The 12,677-nt window shown below is 61.6% G+C and carries 10 protein-coding genes; 4 read left to right on the top strand and 6 right to left on the bottom strand.

The features are described from left to right. Positions 1–106 precede the first annotated feature (106 nt). Complete coding sequence (locus BS629_RS09145) at positions 107–1,516, bottom strand: helix-turn-helix domain-containing protein (protein ID WP_018244857.1); 1,410 nt, start codon at positions 1,514–1,516, stop codon at positions 107–109. Positions 1,517–1,706: 190 nt separating this feature from the next. On the opposite strand from BS629_RS09145, the gene aceA reads away from it, so the two are divergent. Both aceA and BS629_RS09155 read left to right on the top strand, forming a co-directional pair. Further along, on the top strand, positions 1,707–2,996 hold the full coding sequence (gene aceA, locus BS629_RS09150) for an isocitrate lyase (protein WP_018244856.1): 1,290 nt from the start codon (positions 1,707–1,709) through the stop codon (positions 2,994–2,996). 21 nt (positions 2,997–3,017) lie between these two features. After that, positions 3,018–3,254 (top strand): SMc00767 family acetate metabolism repressor, encoded by a 237-nt coding sequence (locus BS629_RS09155; protein WP_018244855.1) that lies wholly within the window; start codon positions 3,018–3,020, stop codon positions 3,252–3,254. Positions 3,255–3,396: 142 nt separating this feature from the next. Here BS629_RS09155 and BS629_RS09160 read toward each other — a convergent pair whose 3' ends face one another. Continuing rightward, on the bottom strand, positions 3,397–4,266 hold the full coding sequence (locus BS629_RS09160) for a LysR family transcriptional regulator (protein ID WP_018244854.1): 870 nt from the start codon (positions 4,264–4,266) through the stop codon (positions 3,397–3,399). A gap of 90 nt (positions 4,267–4,356) precedes the next feature. Here BS629_RS09160 and BS629_RS09165 point away from each other — a divergent pair, with 90 nt between their 5' ends. Then, positions 4,357–4,593: a hypothetical protein gene (locus BS629_RS09165; RefSeq protein WP_018244853.1), complete on the top strand. Its 237-nt coding sequence runs from the start codon at positions 4,357–4,359 to the stop codon at positions 4,591–4,593. Here the strand turns inward: BS629_RS09165 and BS629_RS09170 are convergent. The 4 genes from BS629_RS09170 to BS629_RS09180 all read right to left on the bottom strand — a co-directional run bounded on the left by BS629_RS09170 (position 4,566) and on the right by BS629_RS09180 (position 11,150). Beyond that, positions 4,566–6,413, bottom strand: a complete 1,848-nt coding sequence (locus BS629_RS09170; RefSeq protein WP_026188629.1) for a methyl-accepting chemotaxis protein — start codon at positions 6,411–6,413, stop codon at positions 4,566–4,568. The genes BS629_RS09165 and BS629_RS09170 overlap by 28 nt on opposite strands. 259 nt (positions 6,414–6,672) lie before the next feature. Beyond that, complete coding sequence (locus BS629_RS09175; protein ID WP_018244851.1) at positions 6,673–9,204, bottom strand: methyl-accepting chemotaxis protein; 2,532 nt, start codon at positions 9,202–9,204, stop codon at positions 6,673–6,675. A 311-nt stretch (positions 9,205–9,515) separates the two neighbouring features. Continuing rightward, a complete protein-coding gene (locus BS629_RS39150; protein WP_003556626.1) occupies positions 9,516–9,659 on the bottom strand; it encodes a hypothetical protein in 144 nt (47 codons plus the stop codon). A 270-nt stretch (positions 9,660–9,929) separates the two neighbouring features. Continuing rightward, positions 9,930–11,150, bottom strand: a complete 1,221-nt coding sequence (locus tag BS629_RS09180) for a BaiN/RdsA family NAD(P)/FAD-dependent oxidoreductase (RefSeq protein ID WP_026188628.1) — start codon at positions 11,148–11,150, stop codon at positions 9,930–9,932. A gap of 88 nt (positions 11,151–11,238) precedes the next feature. Here BS629_RS09180 and BS629_RS09185 point away from each other — a divergent pair, with 88 nt between their 5' ends. Next, complete coding sequence (locus BS629_RS09185) at positions 11,239–12,675, top strand: glutamine synthetase family protein (protein ID WP_018244849.1); 1,437 nt, start codon at positions 11,239–11,241, stop codon at positions 12,673–12,675. The last annotated feature ends 2 nt before the right edge of the window (positions 12,676–12,677 follow it).

Here is a 12,677-nt window from a genome sequence, read left to right on the forward strand (position 1 = left end):
AGATTCCGCACCCCCGGACATCTTTTCCCTCTGGTTTTCCACGCAGACTAAGAAGGAATTTCACAGCCCACAAGCGCAAAATCCTGCGCCCTCAATGATTTCGCAATCACTGGAAATCGAAGGCGCTGAGCCCCGCCACCATCTCATCGAGCCCGAGCGGTCTCGTCACCGGCGGCTCGGCCCGCGAAAGGCAGCCGCGCCGCTCGCAAAGGCGACAGGCCGGGCCGATCGTGACCGGATCAAGCGCCATCGCCTGCCCATAGACCACACCCTCGCCAAGGGCAGCGTCGCAGCCGATCAGGATCGCGGTGCGCCTGACCCTTTCGCCGAATTCGACGCTCGGTCCCTCCAGGGTGCGGGCGACCGTCAGGAAGGATGCCCCGTCCGGCATGACCACCGTTTCGGCGAGGATCTGGCCCGGCTGCAGGAAGGCGGCATGGATATTGAGCTTCGGACAGCCGCCGCCGAAACGGGCCTGCGGAAAGCCCTGGGCGCCTGCCCGGCGCAGCCGGTGGCCAGCGGCATCGATCTCGATCAGGAAGAAGGGAATGGCGGCCGCTCCCGGACGCTGCAGCATGGCAAGGCGCGCGGCGGCATGGCCAAAGGAGACGCCGAAGCGTGCACGCAGAATGTCGATATCGTAGCGCGTTGCCTTGGCGGCCGAAAGAAAGGCCTCGTAGGGCATTGCAAGCGCCAGTGCGGCGATGCGGGCAAGCTCGAAACGGGCGATGCGGCGTGCCTCGGCGGAGGAGAGCGAGAGATCGGCGAGCTCGGCATCGATTGCCGGCAGCAAAGCAAGGGTCGCAGCTTCGATTGATATCTCATGCGCGCGGTCGGCCTGTGACAGGCGCTCCGAGATGAAAAGCCGCATCGAATGGCGATCGAAACGGCGGCGCAGATCCGGCATCACGTGGACGGGCAGGACACGCACCGCGATGCCGCGCTCGGAACGCAGCCAATCCTTCAGCCCGGCAGCAAGATCGAGGCCGCCGGGGAGCGTTGCGGCAAAGGCTTCCGCCGCCGTCTCGATCCGTCCGAAATAACCAGACCTGCGCTCCAGCGTCTCGCGCACCTCGTCCAACGGCAACCGGCCGGCAGCGACCGGTGCATGTCCTTCCGCCACCATCAGCGCCGTCAGATCGGACAGCCTTGCCGCCTGCTCGCGATAGGCGCGATAGAGCTTGATCATGCCGCTCGCGGCATTGGGTGCTGCCTCGGCCACCTCCACCAATTCCTGATCGCCCGGCAACTCGCCCGACAGCAGCGGATCGACAAAGATCTCCTTGAGCTGGTCGAGACTGCCGCCGGTCTGCCCCCGCAATTCCTCCAGATCGACTCTATAGACGCTTGCAAGTTTGAGAAGGAGCTGCACCGTCAACGGACGCTGGTTGCGCTCGATCAGGTTCAGGTAGGACGGTGATATTTCAAGCGCTTCGGCCATGGCGGTCTGCGTCAGCGCCAGCGCATTGCGGATGCGCCTGACTTTCGGGCCTGCGAATATCTTTCGTTCCGCCATGTCACACCCTTTGACAAGGAAGGAGCGCTGTATTTACAAAATTTTACAAATTCACAGCGCCGCTCTGTCAATCCTCGTCATCTTAACCTCTTTCCAAGCAAGAAATCAAAGGTTTTTCTGGCCATATCGGCTCATATTGTCAATCTTGTCATGCAGCACTTTTGTCGGGCTTTTTAGCAAGGAGAGCAGCATGACGGATTTTTACAAGCTTGTTCCAAACGCACCAGCTGATCGTTTCGACGGCATCGAGAGACCTTACTCGGCCGATGACGTGCGGCGGCTCAGAGGCTCGGTGGCGCTGCGCCATTCGCTGGCCGAAATGGGGGCGGACCGGTTGTGGCAGCTTCTGCACCAGGAGGATTTCGTCAATGCGCTCGGCGCACTTTCCGGCAACCAGGCCATGCAGATGGTGCGCGCCGGGTTGAAGGCGATCTACCTCTCCGGCTGGCAGGTGGCGGCCGACGCCAATACGGCATCCGCGATGTATCCCGACCAGTCTCTCTATCCGGCCAATGCCGGTCCGGAGCTTGCCAAACGCATCAACCGCACGCTGCAGCGCGCCGATCAGATCGAGACCTCGGAAGCCCAGGGACTTTCCGTCGAGACCTGGTTCGCACCGATTGTTGCCGATGCGGAAGCAGGCTTCGGCGGACCACTTAACGCCTTCGAAATCATGAAGGCCTATATCGAGGCGGGTGCCGCGGGCGTTCACTTCGAGGACCAGCTCGCTTCGGAGAAGAAATGCGGCCATCTCGGCGGCAAAGTGCTGATCCCGACGGCCGCCCATATCCGCAATCTCGACGCCGCGCGGCTTGCCGCCGACGTCATGGGCGTTGCGACGCTCGTCATCGCCCGCACCGACGCGGAAGCGGCAAAGCTGCTGACGTCAGACATCGACGAGCGCGACCAGCCCTTCGTCGACTATGATGCCGGCCGCACGGTTGAAGGCTTCTATCAGGTGCGAAACGGCATCGAACCCTGCATCGCGCGTGCCGTCGCCTATGCGCCGCATTGCGATCTCATCTGGTGCGAGACCTCGAAGCCGGACCTCGATCAGGCGCGGCGCTTTGCCGAAGGCGTGCACAAGGTGCATCCCGGCAAGCTGCTCGCCTATAATTGCTCGCCTTCCTTCAACTGGAAGAAGAATCTCGACGAGGCGACGATTGCGCGGTTCCAGCGCGAACTCGGCGCGATGGGCTACAAGTTCCAGTTCATCACGCTCGCCGGCTTCCACCAGCTGAACTACGGCATGTACGAACTGGCGCGCGGCTACCGGCAACGGCAGATGTCGGCCTATTCCGAGCTGCAGCAGGCGGAATTCGCCGCCGAGGTCAATGGCTATACCGCGACCAAACACCAGCGCGAGGTCGGCACCGGCTATTTCGACGCCGTGTCGCTCGCCATCACCGGCGGCCGGTCTTCGACCACGGCGATGCACGGCTCGACCGAACATGCGCAGTTCAAACCGGCTGCGGAATAACTCGAAGAGGAGGAGATGATCATGGCATCCATCACACGCGTCAGGGAACGGGCCGAGGAGCAGGCAAGCAGCATGAGCGAGGATCAGCAGACGACGATCCGCATGCTCGCCAACGACCTGCATCGGCTGAACCAATCGGTCATGAAAGCTGTCGAGGCCGGCGTCTCGGTCGAACTGGTGCGCTCGGCCCGTCATCACGGCGGCGACGGCAACTGGGGCGACCTACTGATCCCCATCGTCGTCACCAACCGGCATTGACGAAAAGCCGACCGTTGGCGGGCCGGCGAAGTCGGCCCGCTTCTTCAATCGCCGCGCGACCTATCGGGTGCGCGGCGCTTTACGTCTCTATTTGATGCATGTCGTGGCGCCAAAACCGCTGCACAGTTCTGGGTGACATGCACTAGCCGCGGCTCGGTCGTTTTCCGGCGAAGAGATCGGCATAACTTTTGATGAGCTTGGTCATGCGGTCGGCGACCGTGCGGATCTCCGGGCGATGACGATCCTCTGCATTCATGACGATCCATTGCCGGTGGCGCAATTCTGGCAACTCGCCGCCCTGCCGCTGCAATTCGGGGTGGAGATCGCCGACGAAACAGGGAAGCACGGTCTTGCCGGCGCCGGCGCGCACCAGATCCGGCAGCGAACGCGGCCGATTGACGGTGGCGACGATCCCCGTCGCGGCCTTGGCGTGCGGCCAGCGCAGATAGGCCGATATCGCCTCTTCCTCGGCGACTGCAATCCAGCGCTCGTCGCTCTCGGCAGCGTTGCGTCTGATATAGACGGCATAGGCCACCTCCCCAAGCTGACGTGCGGCGAGATTGGCCTCCTCAGGCTCGAAGGCGCGAATACCGATATCGCTCTCGCGATAGGCAAGGCTCGCCCGCGCCTCGCCGATGGTGAGCGAAATGGCAAAGGCATCGCCCGGCATGCGGATTGCGGCGAAATTCTCCGTCAGCAGCCAGGCGACCCAGGTGCCGGCGGCAATCCTGACGGTCGTGCCGCCCTCGCCGGATTGCCGCCACGCCTCGACCTTGCGGGCGGCGGCTTCCATTTCCTGAAGGTGATCGAGCAGCGCCTGACCATCCGGGGTCAGTCGGTATCCGGTCTGGCTGCGGACAAACAATGCACGGCCGATCTCCTGTTCGAGATCGAGCATGCGCCGGCCGACGGTTGCAGGACTAAGCCCGCTTGCGGTGCTTGCTCCCGTCAACCCGCCGAGCCGGGCGACCTGCAGGAAAAGCTGATAGGAATCCCAATTCGCATTTTTCATTAATGAAAAACATAGCGGGATTTTTCCCGTTTATAAAGAGAAATTCGATGCCTAGATCAGGTGATGGCTTACATAGGAAAGGACATCGTCATGATCGACATGATCACCATTGCAGGTACCATCGGCTATCGGCACTCTCCCAAGCGACGCTGTTGCAGGGCGGACGAGGATAGATTCTATGCCGAGTTCGGAAACAGCAGCCTCATTGGCTTCGCCGCCTGGCTGACGTCGCTCGATCTCAACCTGGGGAGGCACCGCAAGGCCACGGCGCAATCCCGTGGCAGCTGCGGCTGCGCGGTTCAGGCGACTTTTCTTGCCCCGAGATGAGCCGGTGCGGATTCTGCGACGATGCGGAAACGCTCGATCAGCGCCATCAGCGTGTCGGCCTCGCCGGCGAGCAGGCGGCTTGCCTGCGTCGTCTCGGCAACCATCGACGCGTTCTTCTGGGTCATCTGGTCCATGGCGTTGACCGAACCGTTGACTTCCTGCAGCGCGGCCGACTGATCGCGGCTGGCCGTCGCGATGGTTTCGACATGGCCGCTGATTGCGATGATCTCCTGGCTGATCGAGGCAAGGACGCTGCCGGTCTTCTGGACCAGTTCGGACCCTGCCGTCACTTCCCGGCTCGATGTCTCGATCAACGACTTGATCTCGCGCGCCGCATCGGCCGAGCGCTGGGCGAGTTCGCGGACTTCCTGGGCGACGACGGCAAAACCCTTACCCGCCTCGCCCGCGCGCGCCGCTTCGATGCCGGCATTCAGCGCCAGAAGATTGGTCTGGAAGGCAATGTCGTCGATCACCTCGATGATCTGCTCGATACGCTGCGAAGCCTGCTCGATGCGATCCATGGCGGCGACCGCATCGCCGACGACGGCGCCGGAATTGTCGGCCGTCTTCTTGGTCGCGGCCACGACATTGTTGGCCTCACGGGCACGCTCGGCGGACGAACGAACCGTCACGGTGATCTCTTCCACCGCGGCCGCAGTCTCCTCAAGGCTCGCCGCCTGCGCCTCGGTGCGTTTCGAAAGCTCGCCGGCAGAGGCGGAGACGGCGCCGCTGTTGCGCTGGATGCTCGAGGCGCTGTCGCGGATGCCGGAAAGCGTGTCCTGGAGCCGCAGAAGAGAAGCGTTGAAATCAACGCGCAACTGCTCCAACCGGCCGACGAAAGGCGTGCCGATCGTCTGCGAGACGTCGCCCTGCGACAGGCGCCCGAGGCCGGCGGCAAGCTGGTTGACGGCAAAATCGATCTGGCCGTCGAGCGAGCGCTTGTCGGCATCGTTCCTGGCGCGTTCGGCATCGCTCAAGGCGCGCTGTTCGGCGGCCTGGGTCTCCAGATCGCGCCTTGCGCGGGCGCTGTCGCGGAAAAGCGCCAGAGCCCGGCCGATGTCGCCGAACTCGTTCTTCTTTTCGATACAGGGAATCGCTCCCTCGAGATCGCCCGCGGAAATCGAGTGGACGCTCGTCGTCAGCGCCTGCAAAGGCTTCACCGACAGGCGGATCGCATAGAAGGCGAGAACGCCGACGATGAGCATGACGATGGCGCCAACGCCGAGAACCAGCATCTGCAGATCATACATGCGCTGGTAATAGAGCTCCATCGGAATACCGATGAAGAGAATGCCGACATTGGCGTTCGAGGCGTTCTTGATCGGGAAATAACCGGTCATGAACTTGCGGCCGAAAAGCTCCGCCGGTCCGTAATAGGCTTCACCCCTGGCGAGAACCGGCTGGGCCGGGTGCTCGGCGACCAGCTTGGTGCCGACGGCGCGGTCGCCGTTTTCCTTCTTGACGTTTGTGGATATGCGGACGTAGTCGCCACCCTGCTTTTGGAAGATGGTCGCAACGCCGGCGATCGACTGCGCGGTGCGGTCAACCAGCGAATGATCGGCAAGGGCAGGAATGGCGTCTTCGGTGACGGCGGAGAGCTGATTGTCTTTCAGTTCGATCTTTGCAGCCTGATCAGCCGCGCCGTAGAGGACAGCCATCGCACGGGCGGCGTCCTTCGCGTCGGAGACGGCCCCGTCCATGACCTGATGGCTCAGATTGTAATAGGTCACGCCGACGATGGCGGCCGTGCTGATGGCCAGCAGAAACAGCGTGATCGCAACGATCTGGCGTACGATCGACGTAGAGAAAAGGCGCAGCATCGAGACCCCCGGGAGATAAACCAAGGTTAAATTAGACTAAAAGCGTTAAGGAAGATTCTCCGCAAATCATGGCTGTCGGAGATATTCATCGCCTCGTTTCCAGGCGTTTTTCGATTATCCCGGCGTGATAGGCTGCCCCGGCATTCGAGCTATTCTTCCATCGTTCAAATGTTCTCAATCGAGGCACTGTTTTGCAGAATAAAGAAAAACGGCCCCGGAAAGTCCGGGGCCGTTCGCATGAAGACGGATCGATCGATGATCAGGCGGCGCGGTAGACCGGCGCACCGGTGGCTTCACCGTCGATCTTGAACTGCTGGATGAGCCGGCGCAGCGAATCGGCCTCGTCGGCCAGTTCGCGGCTGGCGGCGGTTGTTTCCTCCACCATGGCGGCGTTCTGCTGCGTCATCTGGTCCATCTGGTTGACGGTCGCGTTGACGCTCTGCAGCGCGTTGGACTGGTCGTGGCTCGCGCGGGCAATCATCTCGACATGCTGGCTGATCGTGACGATCTGGGCGCTGATCTTGGCGAGCACCGTGCCGGTCTCCTGCACGAATTGCGAGCCGGAATTGACCTCGTTGGTCGACTTGTTGATCAGCCCCTTGATCTCCTGCGCCGCGGCGGCGGAGCGCTGGGCCAGTTCGCGGACCTCCATCGCAACCACCGCGAAGCCCTTGCCGGCTTCACCGGCGCGCGCCGCCTCGATGCCGGCGTTGAGCGCCAGGAGGTTGGTCTGGAAGGCGATCTCGTCGATGACGCCAATGATCTGCTCGATCTGGCGCGAGGCATCCTCGATGCGGCCCATCGCGTCGATCGCATTGCTGACGACGACGGCGGAATCGTCGGCGCTGCGCTTGGCCTGGCGGACGATCTGGTCGGCATCCTTGGCGCGTTCAGCCGACGAACGGACCGTGACGGTGATTTCATCGACGGCGGCCGCGGTCTCTTCGAGCGAGGCAGCCTGCTGTTCGGTGCGCTTGGAGAGGTCCTCGGCGGACTGGGCCATCTGGTTGCCGTTGCCCTGGATCAGTTCGACATTGTCGCGGATCTGGCTCATCGTCGCCTGCAGGCGCATCATCGAACCGTTGAAATCCTGGCGCAGCTGTTCGAGACGGCCGATGAAGGGCGTTTCGATCGTCGTCGAGATATCACCCTGCGACATGCGTTCGAGGCCGGCGGCGAGCGCGTTGACCGCAAATTCGATCTGACGATCCATCTCGCGCTTTTCGGCGTCGTTGCGCTGGCGCTCATGTTCGGCCGCGGCGCGTTCCTCGTCGCTCTGCTCCTCGATGCGGATCTTCGAGATGGCGTTTTCCTTGAAGATGCCGAGCGCGCGGGCCATGTCGCCGATTTCATCGTGGCGCTGCTCGCCGGAGATGCTGGTATCCAGCGCCCCTTCGGCGATGCGGCGCATGGCGGCGGTGATATGGCTGATCGGGCGCTGCAGCGTCAGCACCAGGGCAATGCCGCCGAGGATCGACAACAGGATGCCGAGACCGGTGGTCATGACGGAGATGCTGTTTGCCTGGGTGCGCTCGGTGCCGGCCGTCTGCTTCTGCAGCTCGGCGAAATCAGTCAGCTTTTTCCAGATCTGGTCGAGCTCCTGGCGGGCGGCAGCATAGGCGGTGACGCGCTCGCCGATCGTGTCGACGATCTTCGAGCCGCCGCCGGAGATGATGTCGAGCGCCGGCTGGATCGCGCCTGATATGCCTTCGGCAAAACCCATGCCCTTGGCGCTGGTGATCAGTACCTGCATGTCCTTGCCGAGCGTGCCGGCCTGCTGCTGCAGACGCACGAGATTTTCCTTGCTGGAGTCGGCGAGAAAGTCGGAAAGAACGATCTGCAGCGAATAGACGGAATTTTCGAGACGCCTCGTATCCTGCAGGACCGAGTTGGCCTGGGCAATCCGGCCGTCGAGCGCGGCGAATTCCTGGGTCGCGTCACGCATTTTCTGCGTGGCGGTCAGCTGCGTATAGGTCGAGGTCTGGCGGAAGCGCGAAACCAGGCGGCCGAGTTCGGTGGCGGTCTCGTCGGTCGGATTGGGCGTCTGGACGATCGCCTTGATTCCGTCGATGGTCGCAGCCAGGGCGTCGATGACATTCTTCTGATTGCTCGGAACCGAGATGGCGATCAGACGCTGCGATTTGATGATCTCCGGCATCTGTTCGTTGATGAAGGCGATCTTGTCCTGCGGTGTCTGCGGCTTGCTGAAGCCGCTGGCGACGGTGCCGAGAAAATCGCCGCCCTTCAACAGGCGGTCGGCCGTGCGAAGGGTGCTGGTGGCGGCGCTCTCGTCGCTCTGGACTGTGCTCTGCAATTCCTCGGCCTGATAGGACACGGTGAAGCGGGTGCTGATCACGCTCTTCTGCGCTGCATCGATCTGCTCATGCAATGCCCGCTCCTGCTCGTGCAGCGCCCAGAGCTTGTCAACGACTCCCGAAATGTCCTTGGTGCGGCGCGATGCCTCCGCAAGGCTGTCGCGACCGGCGGCCTCATCACCGACCTGGTTCAGCGTCTGGTCGAGCACGCCTTGCTGAGTCTTCAGATCCGCGAGCAGCTTGTCGCGCGCCTCAGGGCTGGTGACGCGCAGGAAATCGTCCATCGAACCATAGAGATCTTTGAAGCCGCTGAGCGACTGCAGCACGCTGTTGGATATTTCCATGCGGCCCTGCAGCAGCCCCGAAGCGTAGAGGCCCGTCAGGCCCACCGCCGAAATGGTGACGACGAAAGGCAGAACGAAGATCAGGACTTTCGTCTTGATCCTGAAACGGGAAAGAATCTTGTCAATCAACATGGCGTTCCGGGCCTTTCATACACCACTCCTCCCGCAGGCAGCCACATGGCGCCAGCCGGGTGCACATCGAGCTATTCTTAATTACATTGGGGAACCCGGAGGCCAGGCGGCAGTCATTGCCAGTTCATGTCCAAACAACTTGGAGATGCCCAAATATTCGCGAGCAATTGTGTCAGATTAGATATTAATTTTCGGATAAGCTGTTATGGCGGGTTAAGCCAAGGCAGTGAAATAGTTGCAAATTATGGGCCGCGACGCCGCGGCGCGACAATAGTCACGTCGCAACGTTCATTCCAGATCTGCGGACGGGATCAGATGAAGTGCGAGAGCAGCAGCGCGATGCTGGCGGCGGTGGCGCCAGCGGCAAGCATCAGATAACGCAGGGCGACCATTCGAGCGTTCGGCTTTGCCTCGGCAATTGCGATGGCGCGGGCGCGTCGTGTGTTTCTGGTCATGGTCGAAACCTCACTTCTCTCTAACACAACAACAATCCAACAAATCGGCTTGCCGGTAAAGCTTAATTTAGGAACGACCTTGCAAACCGCCAATTGAGACAGGATGGCGCACCTCTATTAAAAAGTCTTGAATCGGCTTTTCTAAAGCACGTCGCGTTGAATCGGAATCATGCGACGCGCTTTAGGTCTTGCTTTCTGATCAGCGCTGTGCTCCTCGGCTTCATGTATGTCGTTATCTCAAAACCGCTGCGTACTTTTGGGCGACATGCATCAGGCCCATTCACCGGCGGCAAAACCGGAGGCCCAGGCCCACTGGAAATTATAGCCGCCAAGCCAGCCGGTGACGTCGACGCATTCACCGATGAAATAAAGGCCGGGCACTGCTTTTGCTTCCATGCTGCGGGAATCGAGCGCTGCCGTGTCGATGCCGCCGAGCGTCACTTCGGCGGTGCGATAACCTTCCGAGCCGGACGGTTTGACCGCCCAATTCTGGACGCCAGCGGCAAGACGCAGCAGCGCCTTGTCTGGCAGGTCGGCCATGTTGCCGGAAATCTTTTCGCGTTCGACGAGAAATTGTGCCAGCCGCTTCGGCAGGATGTCGCCAAGGGCTGTCTGCGGCGACTGGCGGCCATTGAGCTGCTTTGCCGTCTTCAAATGCGCCGCAATATCGATATCCGGTTCGATGGCGACCACGATCTCGTCGCCCTCGCGCCAATAGGAAGAAATCTGCAGGATGGCCGGGCCGCTCAGCCCGCGATGGGTGAACAGCAGCGCCTCGCGGAAGCCGGTCCTGCCATGGCGAATTTCTGCCGGGGCGGCGATGCCGGCAAGCGGGGCGATGCTTTCCAGCAGGCCGGGATCGAGCGTCAGCGGCACGAGGCCGGGCCGGGTTTCGAGCACGGCCAAGCCGAATTGCTCGGCGAGGCGATAGGCAAAGCCGGTGGCACCCATCTTCGGGATCGACTTGCCCCCGGCGGCGACGATCAGCGATACCGCTTCATAATGACCTTCGCCGGTCGATACGCGGAAGCCGACTTCGGTCTTTTCGACACCTGATATCTCGGTGCCGAGATGCAGCATTGCACCGGCCATACGCATCTCGGCCAGCAGCATGCGGATGATGTCTTTGGCGCTATCGTCGCAGAAAAGCTGGCCGAGCGTCTTTTCGTGCCAGGCAATGCCATGACGGTCGACCATGGCGATGAAATCGGCAGGTGTGAAACGGGCGAGCGCCGATTTGCAGAAATGCGGGTTGGCGGAGAGGAAATTCTTCGGTCCGGCATGGATATTGGTGAAATTGCAGCGGCCGCCGCCCGATATGCGGATCTTCTCGCCAGGCGCCTTGGCATGGTCGAGGACCACGACCGAGCGACCGCGTTTTCCCGCGCCAATGGCCGCCATCATGCCCGCCGCCCCGGCGCCGATGACGATGACGTCGCTTTTGCGCTGCAAATCCGTTTCCCCGATCAAAATCACGTCTTCTTTTTCCATCAAAGGGCGAAAGTCAACGTTTGCCACCCCTCGCCAATTGGCAAAGTCTGGTTATGATGGTGCCACGATCAACACAAACCGGTGTGTCATGTCCCCAAAAAAGACGACGCTGAAACCTGCCAGAAACGTACCCGCCTCGAAGAAAACTCCCCCGGAACCCGGATCCCTGCGTGGCGTTGCGAACTGGAAGGAAGCAGCGCGGTGGCTGAGGGACAGAGGCATCGAAGACATCGAATGCATCACGCCGGACCTTGCCGGCGTTGCGCGCGGCAAGATGATGCCGAGCTCGAAATTCACCTCGAACACGTCGCTGGCACTGCCTTCGGCAATCTACCGGCATACGATATCGGGCGAATATCCCGACGAGACGGAGAGCTTCCGCTACGAGCCGCGCGACAGCGACCTGAAGCTGATGCCCGACCTTTCGACGCTTTCGGTCGTGCCCTGGGAGACCGACCCGACGGCGCAGGTGATCTGCGATATCGTCGATTCGGACGGCGGCGAAGTGCCCTATACGCCGCGCAACGTGCTGAAGCGCATCATGAGTCTTTATCACGAGCGCGGCTGGAAACCGATCGTGGCGCCCGAGATCGAATTCTATCTCGTCGCCAAGAACGACGATCCCGACTATCCGCTGCACCCGCCCAAAGGCCGGTCCGGCCGCTCGATCCTCGGCGGTCAGGGCTATTCGATCGCCGGCATCAATGAGTTCGACGAGCTGATCGACGACGTCTATCATTTCTCGGAGAAGCAGGGGCTGGAGATCGATACGCTGATCCACGAAGAGGGACCGGCGCAGCTCGAGATCAACCTGCGCCACGGCAATCCGATCGAACTTGCCGACCAGGTGTTCCTGTTCAAGCGAACGATCCGCGAGGCGGCGCTGAAGCACGACATCTACGCGACATTCATGGCCAAGCCGATGCAGGGTCAGCCGGGTTCGGCGATGCATATCCATCAGTCGGTGGTCAATATCGAGACGGGCAAGAACATCTTCTCCAATCCCGACGGATCGGCTTCAAAAGAATTCTTCCATTTCATCGGCGGCATGCAGAAATTCGTGCCGAGTGCGATGGCGATGCTTGCGCCCTATGTGAATTCCTACCGGCGCTTGCAGCCGGATATGTCCTGCCCCGTCAACAATGCCTGGGGCTACGACAACCGGACGACGGCTTTCCGCGTTCCGGTTTCCGATCCACAGGCGCGGCGCGTGGAAAACCGGCTGCCGAGCTCGGACGCCAACCCCTATCTCGCACTCGCCGCCTCGCTCGCCTCCGGCCTGCTCGGCATCATGAAGGAGATCGAGCCGACGGCGCCGACCGAGGATTCGGCCAATGAGGGCTCGATCGACCTGCCGCGCGGCCTGCTGGAGGCCGTGGCGCTGCTCGAGGACGAACCCGCTTTCGAGGAAATGTTCGGCAAGCAGTTCATCGGCCTTTATGCCGGCGTCAAGCGCGGCGAGTTCGAGACCTTCATGCAGGTGATCAGCCCCTGGGAGCGGGAATTCCTTCTGCTCAACGTGTGAGC

It is taken from the genome of Rhizobium leguminosarum bv. viciae USDA 2370 (assembly GCF_002008365.1).
Taxonomy (GTDB): domain Bacteria; phylum Pseudomonadota; class Alphaproteobacteria; order Rhizobiales; family Rhizobiaceae; genus Rhizobium; species Rhizobium leguminosarum.

Bases quoted from the DNA above. Each gene is read 5' to 3' on its own strand.
- BS629_RS09145 (WP_018244857.1), bottom strand. From the start codon at position 1,516: ATGGCGGAACGAAAGATATTCGCAGGCCCGAAAGTCAGGCGCATCCGC.
- aceA (WP_018244856.1), top strand. From the start codon at position 1,707: ATGACGGATTTTTACAAGCTTGTTCCAAACGCACCAGCTGATCGTTTC.
- BS629_RS09155 (WP_018244855.1), top strand. From the start codon at position 3,018: ATGGCATCCATCACACGCGTCAGGGAACGGGCCGAGGAGCAGGCAAGC.
- BS629_RS09160 (WP_018244854.1), bottom strand. From the start codon at position 4,266: ATGAAAAATGCGAATTGGGATTCCTATCAGCTTTTCCTGCAGGTCGCC.
- BS629_RS09165 (WP_018244853.1), top strand. From the start codon at position 4,357: ATGATCGACATGATCACCATTGCAGGTACCATCGGCTATCGGCACTCT.
- BS629_RS09170 (WP_026188629.1), bottom strand. From the start codon at position 6,413: ATGCTGCGCCTTTTCTCTACGTCGATCGTACGCCAGATCGTTGCGATC.
- BS629_RS09175 (WP_018244851.1), bottom strand. From the start codon at position 9,204: ATGTTGATTGACAAGATTCTTTCCCGTTTCAGGATCAAGACGAAAGTC.
- BS629_RS39150 (WP_003556626.1), bottom strand. From the start codon at position 9,659: ATGACCAGAAACACACGACGCGCCCGCGCCATCGCAATTGCCGAGGCA.
- BS629_RS09180 (WP_026188628.1), bottom strand. From the start codon at position 11,150: ATGGAAAAAGAAGACGTGATTTTGATCGGGGAAACGGATTTGCAGCGC.
- BS629_RS09185 (WP_018244849.1), top strand. From the start codon at position 11,239: ATGTCCCCAAAAAAGACGACGCTGAAACCTGCCAGAAACGTACCCGCC.